Genomic DNA, 19,477 nt, shown 5'->3' with positions numbered 1-19,477 from the left:
GGAATTGTAGTTTATTAACTTAAATTCGTAGCAATGCAAGCCAAATACATCACTTATCAGGAAACCAATGCTTTCTCCTCTGCGGTACTCGATTACATCGGGGGAAAGGAACAATTGAAAGCTTTTTACACCTACAGTCCGGATTATAAAGGCTTCGCTGAAGCCATTAAAAACCGTAATTTTGGAGGCGACCGGAAGGCGCTGGTAGAAACATTGAAGCGGCAATATGCTTCCATAGAAAGCTCAGGCCTTACGCGGGCAAATATCGGGTTACTGGAAGATGAAAAAACTTTTACCGTTACTACCGGACACCAGCTCAACATCTTTACCGGCCCTTTGTATTTTATTTATAAGATCGTAACGGCCATTAACCTTGCAAAAGAGTTAAAAGCTACTTTTCCGGATTATGATTTTGTGCCTGTCTACTGGATGGCTACAGAGGACCATGATTTTGAAGAGATCAATAATGTAAAAGTAGAAGATAAAAAAATAACCTGGGAAAAGAATGCTGCAGGAGCAACTGGCAGACTGGACACCAAAGACATTGTAGACGCCTTAATCGCTTATAAAGGCTACCTGGGCATCAGTGAAAACGGGCTAAAGCTGGCTCAGTTGGTTGAGGAGGCTTATACTGGACATGCGAAACTAAGCGATGCGACCAGGGCATTGGTAGATGCGTTATTTGGCCGTTTCGGATTGGTTTGCGTAGATGCAGATGAACCGGCATTGAAAAAGCAATTTGGAGCGATCATATACCAGGACATTACAGAAGAAAATAGTTCGGCAAATATTACAGCTAGTAATTCCAGCCTGGAAGCACTTGGCTATAAGCCACAGGTGAACCCAAGAGAAATCAATTTCTTTTACATGATTGACGGCCTTCGGGAGCGTCTTGTTTTTGAAGGAGGCCTGTATAAGGTGATGCATTCTGAAATCAGCTTTTCAGCAGAATCCTTGAAAGCGGAAATCGGAGAACATCCTGAAAGGTTTAGCCCAAATGTGGTGATGCGTCCACTTTACCAGGAAGTGATCTTGCCCAATCTTGCCTATATCGGCGGCGGAGCAGAAGTTACGTACTGGCTGCAGTTGAAATCCAATTTCGATCAGTATCAGGTACCTTTCCCGGTATTGCTGCTCCGTAATTCGGCGCAGGTAATCGATAAAAGAAGTGCGGAAAGGATGCACATCCTGGGTATCAATCACAAGGAAATATTTGCCGATGACGATACACTGAAGAACAGTTGGATCAAAGCACATGTCAACTTACAATTTGCGCTGGACAATGAAGAGCGCGCCGTGCGCGCAGTATTTGACCAGATCAAACTGAATGCTTATAAGATTGATAAATCTCTTTCGCAATCGGCCGATGCGGCAAAAACCAAGGCACTGAAACTGATTGGTAGCCTGGAGAAAAAAATGATGCGGGCGGAGAAAAGAAAGCATAAGACCTCACTGGCACAGATTGAAAACCTCAAAGCTAAATTATTTCCAAACGGCGGATTACAGGAGCGCAGCTTAAATATTGCGCCGATGTATATTTTATACGGCGATGAATTTATTGACACGTTGATCGCCAGTTTCAAACCTTTAGACCATCAATTTACGGTATTGATTGGCTAACCACTTTTAGATCATGACCTTTCACACTTTTTCAGAAACGCAATTACGCAACTTTACAGAAGCAGTATTTTTAAAGATGGAATGTCCGGCACAAGATGCACAACTGGCCGCAGATGTGCTGCTGCGTTCGGATCTGCGGGGGATAGACTCTCATGGTGTGGCCCGGCTTAGCGGATATGTAAGACTTTGGGAAAAAGAAAGGATCAATGCGACTCCGGATATTCGTGTGGTACACGAGACCGCAACTACAGCAACAGTGGATGGCGATGCCGGCCTCGGTCTGGTCGTAGCCCCTTTTGCCATGAAGATTGCCATTGAGAAAGCCAGAACCTACGGTAGCGGCTGGGTAGCCGTAAAAAACTCCAATCATTTTGGGATTGCGGGGTACCATGCCCTGATGGCTGTTGCTGAAGATATGGTAGGCATCAGCATGACCAATGCCAGTCCGCTGGTAGCCCCTACCTATGCTAACGAACGTTTGCTGGGCACCAACCCAATGTGCTATGCATTCCCTGCAGGAAAATATCCACCGTTAGTAGTAGATATGGCGACTGCCGCTGCTGCAAACGGAAAACTGGAAATTGCTCAACGTTCAGGTGCCTCTATTCCCGAAGGATGGGCGCAGGATGCGTCTGGCAATAGTTCCACTGACCCACACCAATTGAAGCAAGGCGGCTCGCTCCTTCCCTTGGGTAGTGATAAAGAACATGGGAGTCATAAAGGGTATGGCTTGAGTGCAACGGTAGATATCTTATCTGCGGTACTTTCTGGTGCCAACTATGGTCCCTGGGTTCCACCTTTTGTTGCCTTTTTAGAACCCTCCAAAAATCCGGTAGGTGAAGGACTTGGTCACTTTTTCGGAGCGATGCGTGTGGATGGGTTCAGGCCCGCAGATGAATTTAAGGAACATATGGACAATTGGATTTCCCGCTTTAAAAATGCGAAGACCATTGATCCTGAAAAGCAGGTCATTATTCCTGGAGAACCTGAAACATTGTTTGAGGCGGAAAGAAAAATCAATGGAATTCCTTTGATCGATGTGGTGGTCAACGACCTCAACGAACTCGCACTTAAATTGGGAATTTCTGGTTTAGGTATTTAAATATCTCTTATAAGCCACTCATGATAAATAAAAAACTATTAACTATTGGCTTTTTCTTGTTGGCCGGTACGCAGATCGTCAAATCCCAGCAGACTGCATTACGCAATCCAAAATTGGGGATCGGATTAGAGGCTTTGGCAGGTGATTCGAAATGGGGTACGGGATATTTCCTGAATTTCCAGTCGCCGATCCTTCAAAACCTCAACTGGACAGTTACGCTCGGTAAAACAAATCTGCAGAGCACATTGAAGGTAATGCCTAAGCCTAAATATGAGAATTTCGTAACAAAGGTGGGGGCTAAATATTTTCTAAATGACCTGCTGTATATCTCCGGAGATGTGGGTGCTGCATTTGATCAGATACAGCGAAAAACAACACGCTTTGCCTGGTCGCCAGGATTTGGAGGAGAGATCAATGTTTTTGAAGGCTCTACAATTGACATTGGCGGAAGGTATGAAGTGTATCAGTCGGGAAACCCGCTGAGGTTCTTTGCACTGAGAGCAGCGTTGAATTTGGGCTTGTAAAATACAAAAAAGCCTGAATGATAGGGATTCAGGCTTTTTTGTATTTAAGTATATGTTATTTCTGTGCCCACCATAATGGCGTTAATACTGCATCGGCTCCACCCAAAGCAGATAAAGCCTGGGCATACCCTTTCGAATTGTTATTTTGTAAGCTAGATGGATATTTTAACCTCTGTGGTAAAAACTGCACACTTGCGGTCATATAATTAACTGTCGTTAGTGCAGGCAAGGTATTTATTGGTTCTTCAATAGTAGGGTTTTCAAAAAACGGCAAGCCTAACCTTCTATGGTCATTCCATGTTTCCAGCGGTAACCATGGGGTCTGTGCAATAAATTTCTGCGTGATAATTTTAGTTAACTGGTCATTTCTAACTGTACCATTTTTGTATAAGTCATTTTTAGGATAATTAACAGTTACAGATCCTGCTGCTCCCGTCAATCCATCTTCAAAATTCATCACACGTGAACCTGGCTCGGTAGTATGCGTCCAACTCACCGACGTACCTACCCTATTGTAATCCGTTGAAGTTAAATAAGACCCCAATGTAATTCCCCAGTACTCAAAACTTTTCGTGATACCAGTTTCATAAGCAACCTGGGCGCTTACCGGAGTACTCCAGCCACGAACAGCAGCTTCAGCAAGCAAGAAATAAGTTTCCCATGGACCAAAGAAAAGTCGTTTTTGAGTACTATTTCTGAATTGCATATTGATGCGAGGCATAGTTCCGCCATAATTTACTGGTTCATTCAATGCATCTTTAGCACCCCAATTGCCATCTACCCTGGTATTCCAAGTATATTTAGCATCAATTGTTTTAACTACAGCACCACCCGCAGCTTTCAGATTGCGAACAGTAACAATGTCGTAATTACCATTCTGTTTAGGATAATTCACGTTGTTGACATCACCAGGAATGCTAAATAATTTATAGGCACGAGGATCGATGGAATAAGGAAGACCATTGAACCAATATCCTGCAGAGGGATCATTGGTTCTGGTGGTAAATTGATCAGGAAATTTCTGACCCAACCAATTGGCCGGTTTAATGGCTGACTGAAAATCCGAGCCTAAAAGATCTGCGGATTTAACCCCACCTAAGCCTATAAATAAATTGTTCAAAGTAGAAGATAAGGGTTGTGTATCCCATGAACGGCTCATTACTCCCGTAAGTGCATCCCAGCCATCTTTTTCCTGAACTTGAAAATTCTCAGTATTCGATGTAATGAAATCATTCGTGGCTGCGGCAGCTTCAAATTCAGACTTCGCTTTTTGCAGATCAACCTCCGATAAGCGCATTGCCAGGCGGAGACGCATAGAATTTGCATATTTTCTCCAACGGACATAGTTATACTGGAAGGCAGGATCTTGTTTTCCTAAGTCAGTTGGATTAACAATATTCAAGTCTAATTTTGCACTTGCATCCTTTAACTCGTCCAACATGTAGTAGTAAACGGTTTTGACGTCTGAAAAATCAGGATTTGTACCTTCAAAACCCTTCACTGGAATTGGACCAAAATTATCCGACATTTCACTCATCAGATAAGCTCTCCAAATTCTGGCTACCTGAATTAGATTTGGAGTATAAGTTTTGGCAGTTCCGGCTGCGATTTGCTTGTTCCCGATCTCAATGGCTGTATTCGCCATGTTCAACCAACCGGCAACCTGGTCATAGTAAGCTCCGGTCCAACCGTCATTGTAGGTTCCTGCAGAAATCGCTCCACCATCGTAGTCAGATGCCTGATGGCCTGCAGGCTTCCAATATAGCACAAATGATCGTTCTGCAACATCCGGATTCATTTGAGCGGAAATGATGGAATTATTAATAAAATATTCCACCTGAACCTGATCTTCGCTAGCAGCAACAGGATTTACATTTAATTCTTCAAATTTCTTACATGATGCCATCATCAGCGTTGCCGCCATAATTACACATGATTGTTTTAATATATTTTTCATCTTATCAATTATTAAGATTAGAAGCCTAAAGTTAAATTAAAGGAGAATGTTCTGGTAGTAGGTGCACTTGTACCTTCGAAACCCGTGGCATTTCCTCCCGCAGCATACACAGATTCCGGATCCAGACCATTCATATGACTGGTAATTAGCCAAACGTTATTGCATGAGACACCAATTTTTGCACGTTGAATAGGTGTTTTTGCCAGTAATTTCCCAGACAGATTATAACTTAAATTTACGTTTCTTAGTCTGATATTAGTCGCGTCATACAAATTTGCTTCAGTAATTCCAAGGTTATTCGCTCCGGCGACTGCTTCCCAATATCTTTGAGGGGTAACAGATATAGTACTTTTCTCGTAGGTCGTTCCATTTAAGATATATCCATCTACAACAAAGTTATCTCTGTTGCCATTCACTACTGTATTAGCGGCGATACCACTTTGCTGCATTGATGACAGCGTACTGGAGAAAATCTTTCCGCCAAAACGACCATCAATTAAAAAGGAAAGATTAAGGCCCTTATAACTAAAAGTGTTGGTGATACCTGCTATGGCCTTTGCTTGTTGGTTACCCAGTCTTGAACCTGTTGCGGAAACCTGGGGTACTCCATTAGCACTGAGTAACAGCTGACCTGCATTTGGGCCGCTCGGAACACGTTGGAAAGTAGTTCCATAAATCTCACCATATTTTTGTCCTACAACGCTCACAATCTGAACATCGTCATATCCGCCCAAAGGATAGGTAGTCAACTCGTCTGTAAGATATTCCAGTGTGTTGTTGTTGTGGGAAAAGTTCATTGAAGTGTTCCAGCTTAAAGCATTTGAGTTATCCAATATTTTAGCATCTAAAACCAACTCCACACCTTTATTCTGAACATTTCCCGCGTTGATTTTTTTGAACTTATAACCGCTTAGTGGATCCATTGAAATGTTAATCAACTGATTTGTTGCGTTAGATTTATAAAAGGAAACATCCAAACCGACCCGGCTGTTAAAGAACCTCAGTTCAGCTCCTGCCTCATATGATTTAATCAACTCATTTTTCACATAAGGATCATATAACACTTCATTCCTGTTCGCATTTGTATTCCCGTTTGGATCTTTACCAATTGAATAAGTGTTGTACAACTCATATGCATTTAAATCGTTACCGACTGAAGCAGTTGAGGCTCTTAATTTCCCATAGGTGAACCAAGAGGGAAGTTCTTTACCCATTTTAGTTAACATTTCGCTAAACACATATGAAAAGCTCAAAGAAGGATAAAAATAAGAACGGTTGTCCGGATGCAAAGTAGAAGTCCAGTCATTTCTAAAAGTACCATCTAAGAAAAGGTAATTATCCCAGTTGACTTGCAAAGTTCCGTAGACAGAATTTATCTTTTTTGTATTGTATACCTGTGAAACTGTAGGATTATTCTTGCCATTATTTAAAGAAAATAAGTTTGGAACTACCAATTCCCCTGAATTACTTCCCAGAATGTTATTTTTCTGAGACATTAGGTTACCACCCAACGTAAATGCGCCACCAAACCGATCAAATACATTGTCTTTCTGACCAGAGATCAAGGCGCTAAAGTTAGTTTCTGTAAATGTTTGTTTACTTAGACCATACGATCCGTTTGGTGTAGCAGGACCTCCTGAATATAGTTTACTTTCTATAGTTGTAGTGTAATTATCCATACCACCTTTTGCTTCAGCATTTAACCAGCTATTGAATTTATATTTCAATGATCCAGTTAAGATATAGCGATCACGTACATCATTATTCAAGTTTTTATCTCTTGCCCAATAAGGATTGTAGGCACTTCCTGTTGGGAGGTACCAGATCATTTTCCCATTAGGATCAACCGAGTTTTTAAATTGAGTAATGTCAATTGACCTTGGTAAATTGTATAATGTTGCAAACACGTTATTGACATTTGCTCCGTTATTCGGTCTGTTTTCCGCGCTGGAATTGTTGTATTGTATTTTTGTATCAGTTACCCAACGATCATTTTTGCCAAAGGTACTAACAGCCCTAGCCAATAAATTTGTCCGGTGAAGTTCGGCGCCAGGAATGAGACTTTTATCATCTAGACGATTAAATGAAGTGTAAACTGATGTCGCACCTAATTGTTGCTGGAAGGTCACGCTTTGATTGGAACTGATTCCACGATTAGTATAGTTGCCAATATTGTCGTAAGTACGCAACGCGACTTGCTCTCCATTCCAATTCTTAACCATCTGTCCTTCAGCTTTCGGTCCCCAGCTGAGTGTGGACAACTCTCCATATTCACCCTGTGTTCCTTGTCCAAATTCATTTTGTATTTTAGGTGTCGTAAAAATACTTTCCACACCCAGAGTTGAGGAAACTGAAATACCCAAACCTTTTTGAGCCTTCCCACTTTTCGTAGTGATCATAATTACACCGTTACCGGCCCTTGAGCCATAAAGTGCAGCAGCAGTCGGGCCTTTTAACACAGATATACTTTCAATATCTTCAGGATTGATGTCTCCAAGGCCATTTCCCATATCTGCCGCCGGATTATAGTAGTCATTATTCAGCGCTCCGTTACTGGGATTGATCGCTCCGGTAAAATTACTGACAGGAACTCCATCTACAACAATCAGTGGTTGATTATCACCTGTAAGAGAATTATTTCCTCGCAAGGTAATTTTGGAAGATCCCGCAGGGCCATTACTTGACCGTGTGATTTGCAAGCCGGCCACTTTACCCGAAAGTGTATTCACAAGATTCGGCTCTCTTGCTTCCACCAAAGTCTCCCCTTTTACCTCCTGCACCGCATATCCCAGAGATTTCTTTTCTCTTTTGATACCCAAAGCGGTGACCACAACCTCTCCAAGTTGGTTTGCATCATCTTCAAGGCTTACATTTATCGCACCGGATTCCCCCACGGTGATTTCTTTCGTAGCCAGGCCAATGGAAGAGAAAGTCAGCACTGCACCTGGTTTTACGGAAAGGCTATACTTTCCATCAGCACCAGTAGAAGTACCGTTCTTAGTGCCTTTTTCCATAACACTCACCCCCGGAATGGGTTGCCCAGACTTTTCTGTCACCGTACCGGTAACTGTCTTCTGTGCATACGCCGAGATCGTCATCATACTGAAGAACACCAGGGCGATACACCTTAAGTACATCTGTTTCATTTTGTAATGATTAAATTGTTAAAATTTTGGTTAGTTGTGTTTTTATATGAATAGAGATGATTTAATTGAACTGGCAATTTTCTATAACCAGTATGGCGGCACCCAGCAATTCGGACTGGTCGGCCAATTGAGATACGGTAATCGTCGTTTGATCGGCAAGACGCTGGATGCAAAATTCATTAATCGCGTGCTGAACCGGAGCCATCAGGATTTTTCCGGCAATGGCACCTCTACCGCCCAGCACTATAATTTCTGGATTCATGATGTGTATCAGGGTAGCTAAGCCCTTGCCAATAAGAAAAGAAGCCTCTGATAAAATAGATACTGCTAAAGGGTCGCCGTCTCTTGCTGCATCGAGGAAATGATCCCCAGGTAACTTGCTGTTGTCCTGGAAAGATTGCTCTAATCTGGAGCTCACGCCATTTGCAATCTCTTGTTTCGCACGTTCTACAAGTACTATCAAGGAAGTGTCTACTTCAAGGCAGCCACGTTTACCGCAAGAGCATAATTTGTTACTTTGTGAAAGAGGAATATGACTAAATTCACCTGCGTAACCACTATGACCTCTAAATAAACTTCCATTAATCACCATCCCAAGGCCTATGCCCCATCCGATATTTACTACGAGTACATCTTTCAGATCCTTTCCGGCACCAAATTTCAATTCAGCAAGAGCGATTAAACTTGAATCGTTATCAATAAAAACAGGAAGTCCCAGCTCTTTGGTCAAATGACTCTTCAAGCTTACATTGTTCTTTAACTTGAAGAAAGTATAATTCATTCCCAACTCGGCATTGACAAAACCTGGCATACCAATACCAATGCCCAAGATCTGATCAGATGCAATCCCAGAACGGCCGATATAATCTTTCAAAAAACTAGTCAACTTAATAAGTTCATTTGGATCGGCACTCAGCGGAAATTCCATAATTTCCGGGTCCATATGCACATTATTCAGTAAATCATAGATCACAACCCGGGTTACGAGCTGATCCATTGCTACAGCAACAATGAAACGTGATTTTTCCTGATTCAATGAAAAATTCAATGCCCTACGACCCCCTGTTGATGGTGCCAAACCATGCTCAAGAACATATCCATCCTCGAGCAAATCGCTGACTGTACTGGTCACTAAAGGTAAACTCTTATGGGTGAGTGCACTCAGCTCAGTTAGCGTAAGCATTTTATTCACATAAAGTTGTTTGATCACATCTCTACGTAGTTGAAGGTATTTTTTATCGGTTGCTGACACGTTTGGCTTGATTTCTATATCAAACTTAAAATATAATTATGAATAAACACAATACTTTTTAAATTATTTTTAAAGTACCAAATACATTACAAATATTTAAAATAACTACTTTATCGATTTAGTGCAAACAAAAAAAGGGATTATGTGAGTACATAATCCCTTTATGAAACATAAGATTTTTATTTTAATGGATTCCTCTTAGCAATCGGCTCCAGCGGATTTTACTAAAGAATGAACCGTTAGTATCAAAACTCATCCAAATGAATAGCGCTTTTCCCACTATATGGTCTTCCGGAACAAAACCCCAATATCTTGAGTCTAGAGAATTGTGCCTATTATCTCCCATCATCCAATAATAATCCATTTTAAAAGTATAAGTTGTAGCTGGTTTTCCATTGATGAGCCAGCCAGTTCCAGATTTCTCCAGTTTATTACCTTCATAAATCCTGATACTTCTTTCGTACAAAGGCATAGTCACACTGTCCAATTTCACCGTCCATCCTTTTTTGGGGATGATGATCGGACCGAAATTATCTACATTCCAGGGCCTGTTTGGATCATGCGGAAATACATCTGGCTCATATTGACCTGCGGTAGCTACATATTCTCCAACAGATTTTACAAAATCTAATTTCTTAACCTCGTCCATCATCGATCCTGAGCCCGTAAACAGGCAAGTTGAATCTGTCATTGATTGTATATCCGGATCTCCGCTTCTCATGCTGAATCCCATATCCTGAAATACATCAAAGTTTACATTGCGTGTTTTAAAAGTCACTAAATAAGTAAAATTACCCGTATTCTTCAATGGTTCCGGTCTGCCATTCACAGAAACCAATCCGGCTTTCATACTGATCGTATCTCCTGCAATTCCGATACATCTCTTGATATAGTTTTCCCGCTTATCTACTGGCCGGCTCACCACAGTATACTGGCTATTTACACTTTGCCAGCTGCTATGTCTCACCATTTGGTAATAATCCATATCCTGCTGTTCTAAAGCAACTGTATCTCCCTGGGGGTAATTGAATACCACCACATCATTTCTTTTGATATCAGAAGTTCCGGGTAAACGTCTATATTTCCACTGAACACCTTCCCAGTATGCTTTTGTTCCTGTTACAGGCATGGTATGATGTGCAAACGGAAATGCAACAGGCGTCATCGGGATACGTGGCCCGTAATTGACCTTACTCACGAACAGAAAATCACCGATCAGCAAAGAGCGCTCCATTGACCCGGTTGGTATGGTATAGGCCTCAATAAAAAACACCCGGATGATCGTAGCAGCGATAACTGCAAACAGAATGGCATCTACCCATTCCCTGGTTTTGGTTTTTTTCTTTTTAGGCTTGGCATCATTATTCTTTTGCCAGAATTTCCAACTCATATTGGTCTTTATTTAAAATTAAATATATCGGCTATGTTGTAAAAGCCTTGTTTGTTATGTAACCACTCTGCTGCAACTACTGCACCCAAAGCAAATCCCGACCTGTTGTGAGCAGTATGCTTCAGCTCGATCTCATCCACTTCTGAACTGTAAACCACGGTATGCGTACCGGGTACACTTTCTATCCTGTGCGACTCGATCAACAATTGTTCTTTAGTCAGAGTATCTTCAAAAGGCGTTCCGACCAATTCATTGACCCATTCCGATTTACGCCCCAGATTGTCGATGATATCTTCGGCAATGGTCATCGCTGTTCCACTTGGCGAATCCAGTTTTTGGGTATGGTGAATTTCCTCTACCTGTACTTCATAAGCGGGAAAATCATTCATCAATTTGGCCATTACTTTATTGATATGGAAAAAGAGGTTCACCCCAATACTAAAGTTTGATCCGTAAAGAAGCGAATTGTTACTTGAAAGACATTCATTCTTCACTTCCTGCAATTGTCCGTACCATCCTGTAGTACCTACAACGACCGGAACATTTGCATCAAAACAAGTATAAATATTGCTGATTACAGCATCTGGAGTACTAAAATCAATCGCCACATCCGCTTTACGCAGATTAGATTCGGTAAGGTCTTCACGATTATCAATGCTGATTTTCAGGACAACTTCATGACCTCTTTCCAAGGCAAATCGCTCAATGATCTGACCCATTTTACCGTAACCAAGCAGTGCTATTTTCATTCTATTTATATTTTACTTAATGGTAATGAAGCTTCTTGACAGAGGTTTCATTCTATTTATATTTTATTTTCTATCAAAAAGTTAAGCTGAGCTTGACACCTGGAGTTACCGGGTTAAAGCCGTACATTGTATTTGTATTCATTAACACCGGAGACATCTTCAGCGAAGCGACATCACCTACATCGAAATACTTTAATCTCGCATCAATATAAGCTTCTACCGCATTTAACAGATAAAGACCTACTAAGGAAAAGATGACCACTTCTCTATTTCTGCGGGCGTTATCTTTGGCCAATATCAAACCGGAAGTGGGATAGTTCGGATAAGATGCTGCTGTATCCCCATGTGAATTTCGATATTGCACCTCCTTAAGAAAAACTTTGTACATCTTACTGTTATCGATCAGTGAAATGGTTAAGAGTGTAGCCCCAGTGTAAATACCTGCTACTTTAGCGAGGCGATAGACGGTCACACCATTCCTGATCTGTCCCATTCCCGGAACGATCAAAGAACTGATCACGGCCTTCCTTCCAGCTATTTTGCCCGGATTTACGTATTTGGTTTTGCCGGTATCTACAGCGACCTTCACCTGTTTACCCGCATTGATCAGCATAGGTTTGGCAACCGTATCTGCAGAGTTCTTCTCAATCGTGTCTTTTTTACCTCTTACCGGCTGCTGGGCAGCGGCAATAAGTGCAGTAAAAACACAAAGCAACAGTACGGTCAAAAACTTCTGCATTACCAATCCAATAATTCTAAAATGCGGCTCAGATCATCTTCAGAGACAAAAGGAATTTCAATGGCTCCCTTTCCGTTTTCTCCAACTTTCAATTTCACTTTAGTAGCAAATTTGGAAGCCAGATCTTTCTGTAATTTCTGATATTCGAAAGGCGCAGCGGCCACACGTTTAGCAGGTTTAGGCTTTACCTCAACACTGTTGATGCTCCTTACCAATTCTTCCACCTTACGTACAGAAAGCCCTTTCTCGATGATCTCATCATGGATATACAGTTGCTTATCTGCTTGATCTACATTGATCAATGCCCTGGCATGGCCCATAGAGATTTTTTGGTCCCTAATGGAAATCTGAATCAGCGGCGGCAATTTCAACAGACGCAGATAGTTGGTTACTGTGGTACGGTTTTTACCTACCCGGTCTCCCAATTGCTCCTGTTTCAGATTACACTCATCCATCATCTGCTGGAAACTCAAGGCAATTTCGATAGCATTGAGGTTCTCCCGCTGAATGTTCTCTATCAATGCCATTTCCAGCATCTGCTGGTCATTTGCGGTACGGATATATGCTGGTATTTCAGTAAGTCCTGCGAGCTTGGAAGCCCGCAACCTGCGTTCACCTGAAATCAACTGGTATTTAGTACCATTTGGCTGTGCCCTTACCGTGATCGGCTGAATCAATCCCTGAACCTTGATCGATTCAGCAAGCTCATTCAGAGCAACCTGATCAAACTCCGTGCGGGGCTGATAGGGATTGGTCTCTACATCACTGATGTTGATATGGCCAATGTTGTTTTTGGTATTGCCTTCTTGCCTGGTTTCACTTACAGGGTTTACGCCATTCTTTGGTGGATTTACGGATTCCGTATCGTCCAAAAGTGCACTTAATCCCCTGCCTAAACCCGTTTTTCGCTGAAAAGATGTCATTAAAAATAATTTATAGGATTGCTGTATTCTCGGCGGCTTCTGCTTTTACCATGCCATTTTTACGAACGATTTCACGCGCAAGGTTCAGGTAATTGATAGCGCCCTTACAATTGGCATCATGCATAATCACCGATACACCATAACTCGGCGCCTCACTCAAACGCGTGTTCCGTTGAATGATCGTCTCGAAAACCAATTCCTGAAAATGAGTTTTTACTTCTTCTACCACCTGGTTAGACAAACGCAGACGTACATCGTACATGGTCAGCAGAATACCCTCGATTTCCAGCTCAGGATTCAAACGGTTCTGTACAATTTTAATGGTATTGAGCAATTTACCGAGCCCCTCCAATGCAAAATACTCGCACTGAACCGGAATGATCACCGAATCTGCTGCCGTTAGTGCATTGATCGTGATTAAACCCAGAGAAGGTGAGCAGTCAATGATGATGAAGTCATACTGGTCTTTGATTTTCTCCAACACAGCTTTCATTTTGTACTCACGGTTATTGAGGTTGATCATCTCAATCTCAGCACCCACAAGGTCGATGTGTGCCGGTAAAAGATCCAGATTAGGGGTTTCCGTTTTTTGGATGGCATCTGCTGCATCGATGTCATTGATGATGCACTCGTAAATGCTATTTTTTATACTTCTGGGGTCAAAACCAATTCCAGAAGTTGAATTTGCCTGAGGATCAGCATCTACTAATAATGTTCTATATTCTAATACGGCTAAACTTGCGGCTAAGTTGATCGATGATGTAGTTTTGCCTACCCCACCTTTCTGATTTGCCAATGCGATAATTTTACTCATTTATCTTGTTAATATTTACAATTAATCCCTGAAGGCCTGTATTCGCGCTGCTTAAATCTATAAAAAATGCTATTTTTGTACGGATCTGGGCACATTTTAACGATTAGCTAAGATACAAACTAAATGGCAAAATTAGTATTAAAGCACTAAGTGTTTTACACATCTTATTAACAATCAAAACATGGTAACCATCATATCCGGAACCAACAGACCTAACAGTAATACGCTTAAAGTCGCCAATTATTATCAAAGAACATTGATCTCAAAAGGCTTGGAGAGCAATGTTTTTTCCCTTGAAGATCTTCCGGACAATCTGATCGCTTCTGACCTATATGGAAACAGAAGCGAAGCCTTCCTAAGTATACAGGAAATGATCACCAATACCAGTAAATTCCTTTTCATCATCCCGGAATACAACGGCAGTTTTCCTGGAGTACTGAAAACCTTTATAGATGCCTGCAATTTCCCGGAAAGCTTTTATGATAAAAAAGCCGCACTGGTTGGCATTTCTTCCGGTAAGTATGGGAATATCCGTGGAATAGACCATTTTGGAGGTGTATGCAGTTACCTTCACCTCAATGTACTACCCCTGAGGATCCACATTTCTACCATCAAATCTGAGCTCAACGAGAATGGTGATTTCTTTAAAGAGGATACACTGAAATTCAGCCACCAGCAAATGGACAAGTTTATTTTGTTTTAAAGCTCATCCAGGTCTTACCCTCGTTGCCAAATACAAAATAACCCGGATACAGCATTTCAGCCAAATCCTCCAGGGCGTCAACAGCTGTCTCCGCTTCAGTCAGGGACAAACTATCGTCATACAGGTAAACCCGGTCGTATTCTACAGCTGGCCATTCCGGCTTTAGGAGCGCCGGAACTGAGCCCATAAGTTGCAACATACTCATGTCATTTTCACAATAAATCAGAACCCTGGCATTAACCGCATCTTCCTGCAACTCGGCCCCGGCAGTATTCAGGATGTCTTTCAAGAGACCGCTGCTATTGTTTTCACTATCCAAACAAGCTACAGCAACTTTATCCATAAATTTGATCTTATGCTGGATGATATCTACACGCTCCTGAAGTACTTCACGCAATTCTTCACTTCCAACCTGATTTATCACCGCATTTAAAAAAGACATATCGATTTATTTACTAATTTGTGCAAAATTAGTATTCCTTCGCTGATGCATCGTATTATCCTCGTTTTTTTTTACTGCAGCCTGATCTCCATCCTCCTATCTTGCGGAAATACATCGAGAGAAGATAACCGCACGGTATTTTACCTGAATCTCGATCAAAACCTAACCTCACTGGATCCCGCCTTCGCCCGAAATCAAAATGCAATTTGGATGATCAACCAGGTCTTCAATGGATTGGTACAGGTGGACAGCCAGCTCAATATTCTGCCCTGCATTGCAAAAAGCTGGGAGATGTCCGATGACCATCTGGAATACACTTTTCATCTTCGCACTGATGTATTTTTCCATGACCATCAGCTTTTCCCAAAAGGTAAAGGACGAAGGGTTACCGCCTCCGATTTCGTCTATAGTTTCTACCGCCTTATCGATCCCGAAGTAGCTTCTTCTGGTGGCTGGATCTTTAGCGATAAGGTGAAGGACATCAATAATTTCATCGCGCTAAACGACAGCACTTTCCAGATCAAGCTCATCAAACCCTTCCCGGCCTTCATGAACCTGCTCAGTACTCAGTACTGCGCTGTGGTTCCCAGGGAAATTGTAGCTCACTACGGCAAAGACTTCCGCAGCCATCCTGTGGGAACCGGCCCTTTCAAATTTAAATACTGGAAGGAAGATGAAGTGCTTGTTTTCCTCAAAAATGAGCATTACTGGGAAAAAGATAAGGGCCGCCAGCTCCCCTACCTCGATGCGGTCAAAGTCAGCTTCATCAGCGATAAACAAAGTGCCTTTATGAATTTCCTCAAAAAAGAACTTGATTTCTTCGATAAAGTAGACGGTAGTTACCGCGATGACATCCTCACCAAAAGCGGCAAAATGACGGCTAAATACAAAGGCAAATTCCAGCTCAGAAAAGGTCCCTATCTCTGTACAGAATATGTGGGCATCCTCGTAGATACGAACGTGGCCATTGCAAAAAGATCGCCCTTGAAGTACAAAAAAATACGACAGGCCATCAACTACGCCATCGACAAACCCAAACTGATTAAATACCTGCGTAATGGAGTGGGCATCCCTGCTACCTCCGGATTCATTCCCCAGGGCATGCCAGGTTACGACAGTACTGCAGTAAAAGGATATCATTACGATCCGCAAAAAGCAGCAAGGCTCCTCGCCGAAGCGGGCTTTCCAAATGGAAAAGGCATGCCCGAACTGACCCTCAATACCTCTACAAACTACAAAGACCTGATCGAATTCATCCAGGCAGAACTCCATTCCATAGGCATCATGGTAAAGGTAGACGCCAGTCCCAGCGCCAGTTTGCGCGATCTGATGTCAAAGAATGAAGTCAACTTTTTCCGTGGCTCATGGATTGCAGACTATCCTGACGGAGAAAACTACCTGGCGATGTTTTATTCTAAAAACAAAGTTCCCAACGGCCCCAACTACACAGCATATTACAACGATAAGTTCGACCGGCTTTTCGAGCAGAGCTATTACGTTGCCAACAATGAGCAGCGCTACAAGCTCTACCAGCAGATGGACAACATGGTCATTGAATACGCTAACATCGTCCCAATCTTCTACGATCAGTCAGTGATTATGACCCAAAACAACATTAGCGGGTATGTGATCAACCCGCTAAATCTAATGATCCTGAAAACCGTCAGGAAAAACTAGTTGCCCTGTAAGCGCTCCAGTCCACCCCCTTGTTGCTGGTTCTCTTCTTTTTTCAAATCGTCGTTCTTAATGGTCTTTTTCTCTGTAAACTTCAGCTTACCGAATTTATAACTAAAATTAACTCCAAAGGAACGCAGCGGATAATGGATATTGGTACTTTGAGATGAAGTAGCAGTGGTATTCAGTGTTTTGATGTTTAGGTCACGGTGAAAGGGGTTCAAGACATTTACACCCACTGTAGCCGTTTTCTTCATAATTTCTTTCTTCAACGCTCCACCATAGAAATACATCATATCGGTCTTACCCTGAAAGGTCCGTTTTGGGGAGTTTACAACGCCCCACAGTTCCGTATTCCAACCACCTGGCAAGGCATAGGCAGAACGCAGAAACGCTGTATAATTTAGGAAGGTTCCCGTGTTTACATTTCTGGCTGTGTTATTTACTTCATAGGTATTGAGTCCGAAATTGGCCATTAAAGTCCATTTAGGCTTTGGGTTATAAGAGCCAAATACATTAAAACCGTAAGATTTGCTGGTTCCGACATTGATGTAAGTAGTCAGGTTCTTGCTTACGCCATTGTCATCCACAAAGGGATTGATGGAACTCTCTATGACATCACTGGTATTTCTGTAAAATACAGAAGCATTGATAACGGATCCCTTGATGAATGTAGAATAGCCCAATTCCAGATTATCACTCAGCTCCGGGGAAAGCTTTGGATTACCTTCCATCGGATTGAACACATCGCTTTCATTTCTAAAAGGATTGAGGAAAGACAAACTCGGGCGCTGGATCCTGCGGTTGTAACTCAGTTTTAAGGTGCTCATGCCTTTCAATGACTGGGACAAGACTACACTCGGGAATAAATTGAAGTAATCATTATCGAAGCGCAACGTATTCCCTGCCAGCCCGTCAATCTTCGTATACTCAGCCCTCAGGCCTGCTTTGGCGGTAACTTTTTTCGTCAGCTTAAATCCCATTACCCCGTACGCCGCAGCTACATTCTGATTGTAATCAAAATCTTGTGCTGCCACATCATAGTCACTGCTGATATCCCTCATGATTCCTTTAAGTCCGGTTTCCAGGGTGGTTGTTTTGTTAAAGGGCAACACATAATCCGTTTGCAGGGTGTACTCATTGTTTTTACCTGTATTGCTACCCAAAACTACTACATCCGGAACCCCTGCACTCAGGAAACGGTTAGAGAAGTCGCTGCCGTTCCGGCCTGTCGACAACTGCGCCGATACACTCAGTTCCTCACCTTCACGCTTGGTCTTCTTACGATAATCTACATTCCAGTCCATGTTTTTAATACTCATATCCATATCCCTGATGTTTCGGGAGAAAACTTCATTCACGAGGATATTGGACTCGCCCGGACCACCATTGGAGAAACTGTTGAATTTTACGTTGGTGCTAAAATTATTGAAAGCATTCAAATCATAGTCCAGCCCCAGGCTCGCGTTATAACCCAGTCGGGACCATTTAGAGAATCCATTTTGGGAGATGGTATTGCTCACCCCATCCTCTACCGAATTGTTCAGCGTCACCACACTTGAGCGTTGCGGATAAGCATGATTGGTTCCCAGGCTTGTGGTTAGGCCCAACCTCCCGGTTTTTACATTAAGGTTGAAGGCCCCATTGTTAGAACGTGTACCAGCCGATGCATTCACACTGCCACTGGTACCTTCAGAAGTATTTTTCTTTGTAATGATATTAATGATACCGCCAGATCCCTCGGCATCATACTTTGCAGATGGGCTGGTGATCACTTCTACACTCTTGATCTGTTCCGCAGGGATCATTTTCAAGGCGTCGGCCACACTGTTGGCCATCGTACCTGAGGGCTTCCCATTGATCAGCACCCTTACCGCACTTCCGCGCAGTTGCACATTGCCATTGATGTCTACAGAAAGCATCGGCACCTTACGCATCACGTCGGTCGCATCACCGCCCGCGTTTGTTATGTCGGCCTCTGCATTATAGACCAGTTTATCCACTTTGTTTTCTATTAAAGCCTGCTGCCCCACGATGGCAACTTCCTTGAGGCTGTTTTGGCTTGAAACCAAATGAACCGATCCTGCATTCAGGTCTGGTTTAGCTTCTGTAGTTTTCACAATGATGCTCTTGGTAGCGTAGCCCATAAAGCCTGCAACCAGTTTATATTCTCCGGGCACTACATTTTGCAGCACCACCTTACCCTTTTCATCGGTCACTCCCCCGTTTACAGATTTACCGTCTTTCGTGTTCAGCAGGGAGACAGTGGCATAATCTATTGGCTTTTTACTTGCCGAATCCAGTACCAAAGCGATGATGCGGCCCGTTATCTTAACTTTTGCCGGTGCCCCCATACCCATTGGGAATTGTGCTTTCGCAGTACTGAAACCCAGGGCAAAAATGGCAACCGATAGTAGTATTCTCTTCATAAAATTCTTTTTC

General features: G+C 42.5%; 15 protein-coding genes. 5 read left to right on the top strand and 10 right to left on the bottom strand.

What is annotated here, in order from left to right:
* Window positions 1-33: 33 nt before the first annotated feature.
* From bshC to WAE59_RS07920, 3 genes are read left to right on the top strand one after another with little or no spacing between them, the layout of a single operon-like run.
* Window positions 34-1,620, top strand: coding sequence for a bacillithiol biosynthesis cysteine-adding enzyme BshC (bshC, locus tag WAE59_RS07930; protein WP_337855418.1), 1,587 nt, complete (start codon window positions 34-36; stop codon window positions 1,618-1,620).
* Between the two features lie 13 nt (window positions 1,621-1,633).
* A complete protein-coding gene (locus tag WAE59_RS07925) occupies window positions 1,634-2,722 on the top strand; it encodes an Ldh family oxidoreductase (protein WP_337855417.1) in 1,089 nt (362 codons plus the stop codon).
* Window positions 2,723-2,742: 20 nt separating this feature from the next.
* The gene (locus WAE59_RS07920) at window positions 2,743-3,246 is read left to right on the top strand and encodes a hypothetical protein (RefSeq protein WP_337855416.1); all 504 of its coding nucleotides are present in this window, start codon (window positions 2,743-2,745) and stop codon (window positions 3,244-3,246) included.
* A gap of 55 nt (window positions 3,247-3,301) precedes the next feature.
* Here the strand turns inward: WAE59_RS07920 and WAE59_RS07915 are convergent, their stop codons facing one another.
* The 8 genes from WAE59_RS07915 to WAE59_RS07880 all read right to left on the bottom strand — a co-directional run bounded on the left by WAE59_RS07915 (window position 3,302) and on the right by WAE59_RS07880 (window position 14,216).
* A complete protein-coding gene (locus tag WAE59_RS07915) occupies window positions 3,302-5,203 on the bottom strand; it encodes a SusD/RagB family nutrient-binding outer membrane lipoprotein (RefSeq protein ID WP_337855415.1) in 1,902 nt (633 codons plus the stop codon).
* A gap of 17 nt (window positions 5,204-5,220) precedes the next feature.
* Window positions 5,221-8,349, bottom strand: a complete 3,129-nt coding sequence (locus WAE59_RS07910) for a SusC/RagA family TonB-linked outer membrane protein (RefSeq protein WP_337855414.1) — start codon at window positions 8,347-8,349, stop codon at window positions 5,221-5,223.
* A 61-nt stretch (window positions 8,350-8,410) separates the two neighbouring features.
* Window positions 8,411-9,601 (bottom strand): ROK family protein, encoded by a 1,191-nt coding sequence (locus WAE59_RS07905; RefSeq protein ID WP_337855413.1) that lies wholly within the window; start codon window positions 9,599-9,601, stop codon window positions 8,411-8,413.
* Window positions 9,602-9,785: 184 nt separating this feature from the next.
* Window positions 9,786-10,991, bottom strand: a complete 1,206-nt coding sequence (gene lepB, locus WAE59_RS07900; RefSeq protein ID WP_337855412.1) for a signal peptidase I — start codon at window positions 10,989-10,991, stop codon at window positions 9,786-9,788.
* Between the two features lie 8 nt (window positions 10,992-10,999).
* Window positions 11,000-11,740: a 4-hydroxy-tetrahydrodipicolinate reductase gene (gene dapB, locus WAE59_RS07895; protein ID WP_337855411.1), complete on the bottom strand. Its 741-nt coding sequence runs from the start codon at window positions 11,738-11,740 to the stop codon at window positions 11,000-11,002.
* A gap of 73 nt (window positions 11,741-11,813) precedes the next feature.
* Window positions 11,814-12,479 carry a DUF5683 domain-containing protein gene (locus WAE59_RS07890; RefSeq protein ID WP_337855410.1) on the bottom strand — a complete coding sequence of 222 codons (666 nt, stop codon included), beginning with the start codon at window positions 12,477-12,479 and terminating at the stop codon, window positions 11,814-11,816.
* On the bottom strand, window positions 12,479-13,402 hold the full coding sequence (locus tag WAE59_RS07885; protein WP_337855409.1) for a ParB/RepB/Spo0J family partition protein: 924 nt from the start codon (window positions 13,400-13,402) through the stop codon (window positions 12,479-12,481). The genes WAE59_RS07890 and WAE59_RS07885 overlap by 1 nt, the downstream gene beginning before the upstream one ends.
* Window positions 13,403-13,412: 10 nt before the next feature.
* On the bottom strand, window positions 13,413-14,216 hold the full coding sequence (locus WAE59_RS07880; RefSeq protein WP_337855408.1) for a ParA family protein: 804 nt from the start codon (window positions 14,214-14,216) through the stop codon (window positions 13,413-13,415).
* Between the two features lie 181 nt (window positions 14,217-14,397).
* On the opposite strand from WAE59_RS07880, the gene WAE59_RS07875 reads away from it, so the two are divergent.
* Complete coding sequence (locus WAE59_RS07875; protein ID WP_337855407.1) at window positions 14,398-14,919, top strand: NADPH-dependent FMN reductase; 522 nt, start codon at window positions 14,398-14,400, stop codon at window positions 14,917-14,919.
* Here the strand turns inward: WAE59_RS07875 and WAE59_RS07870 are convergent.
* Window positions 14,906-15,361, bottom strand: coding sequence for a hypothetical protein (locus WAE59_RS07870; protein WP_337855406.1), 456 nt, complete (start codon window positions 15,359-15,361; stop codon window positions 14,906-14,908). The two genes, WAE59_RS07875 and WAE59_RS07870, sit on opposite strands and share 14 nt — an antisense overlap.
* Window positions 15,362-15,406: 45 nt before the next feature.
* Here WAE59_RS07870 and WAE59_RS07865 point away from each other — a divergent pair, with 45 nt between their 5' ends.
* Window positions 15,407-17,038, top strand: a complete 1,632-nt coding sequence (locus tag WAE59_RS07865) for an ABC transporter substrate-binding protein (RefSeq protein WP_337855405.1) — start codon at window positions 15,407-15,409, stop codon at window positions 17,036-17,038.
* Here WAE59_RS07865 and WAE59_RS07860 read toward each other — a convergent pair.
* The gene (locus WAE59_RS07860) at window positions 17,035-19,464 is read right to left on the bottom strand and encodes a TonB-dependent receptor domain-containing protein (protein ID WP_337855404.1); all 2,430 of its coding nucleotides are present in this window, start codon (window positions 19,462-19,464) and stop codon (window positions 17,035-17,037) included. The genes WAE59_RS07865 and WAE59_RS07860 overlap by 4 nt on opposite strands.
* Window positions 19,465-19,477: the final 13 nt, after the last annotated feature.

This window comes from Pedobacter sp. GR22-6, assembly GCF_037402555.1.
Lineage (GTDB): Bacteria > Bacteroidota > Bacteroidia > Sphingobacteriales > Sphingobacteriaceae > Pedobacter.
The sequence above is the reverse complement of the archived record's forward strand: the minus strand, read 5'-3'. Positions and strand labels throughout refer to the sequence as shown.

Excerpts from the sequence above, each read along its gene's own strand:
- WAE59_RS07890 (WP_337855410.1), bottom strand. The coding sequence starts at position 12,479 with ATGCAGAAGTTTTTGACCGTACTGTTGCTTTGTGTTTTTACTGCACTT.
- WAE59_RS07880 (WP_337855408.1), bottom strand. The coding sequence starts at position 14,216 with ATGAGTAAAATTATCGCATTGGCAAATCAGAAAGGTGGGGTAGGCAAA.
- WAE59_RS07910 (WP_337855414.1), bottom strand. The coding sequence starts at position 8,349 with ATGAAACAGATGTACTTAAGGTGTATCGCCCTGGTGTTCTTCAGTATG.
- lepB (WP_337855412.1), bottom strand. The coding sequence starts at position 10,991 with ATGAGTTGGAAATTCTGGCAAAAGAATAATGATGCCAAGCCTAAAAAG.
- WAE59_RS07885 (WP_337855409.1), bottom strand. The coding sequence starts at position 13,402 with ATGACATCTTTTCAGCGAAAAACGGGTTTAGGCAGGGGATTAAGTGCA.
- WAE59_RS07870 (WP_337855406.1), bottom strand. The coding sequence starts at position 15,361 with ATGTCTTTTTTAAATGCGGTGATAAATCAGGTTGGAAGTGAAGAATTG.
- WAE59_RS07875 (WP_337855407.1), top strand. The coding sequence starts at position 14,398 with ATGGTAACCATCATATCCGGAACCAACAGACCTAACAGTAATACGCTT.
- WAE59_RS07915 (WP_337855415.1), bottom strand. The coding sequence starts at position 5,203 with ATGAAAAATATATTAAAACAATCATGTGTAATTATGGCGGCAACGCTG.
- WAE59_RS07860 (WP_337855404.1), bottom strand. The coding sequence starts at position 19,464 with ATGAAGAGAATACTACTATCGGTTGCCATTTTTGCCCTGGGTTTCAGT.
- WAE59_RS07925 (WP_337855417.1), top strand. The coding sequence starts at position 1,634 with ATGACCTTTCACACTTTTTCAGAAACGCAATTACGCAACTTTACAGAA.
- bshC (WP_337855418.1), top strand. The coding sequence starts at position 34 with ATGCAAGCCAAATACATCACTTATCAGGAAACCAATGCTTTCTCCTCT.
- dapB (WP_337855411.1), bottom strand. The coding sequence starts at position 11,740 with ATGAAAATAGCACTGCTTGGTTACGGTAAAATGGGTCAGATCATTGAG.
- WAE59_RS07865 (WP_337855405.1), top strand. The coding sequence starts at position 15,407 with ATGCATCGTATTATCCTCGTTTTTTTTTACTGCAGCCTGATCTCCATC.
- WAE59_RS07920 (WP_337855416.1), top strand. The coding sequence starts at position 2,743 with ATGATAAATAAAAAACTATTAACTATTGGCTTTTTCTTGTTGGCCGGT.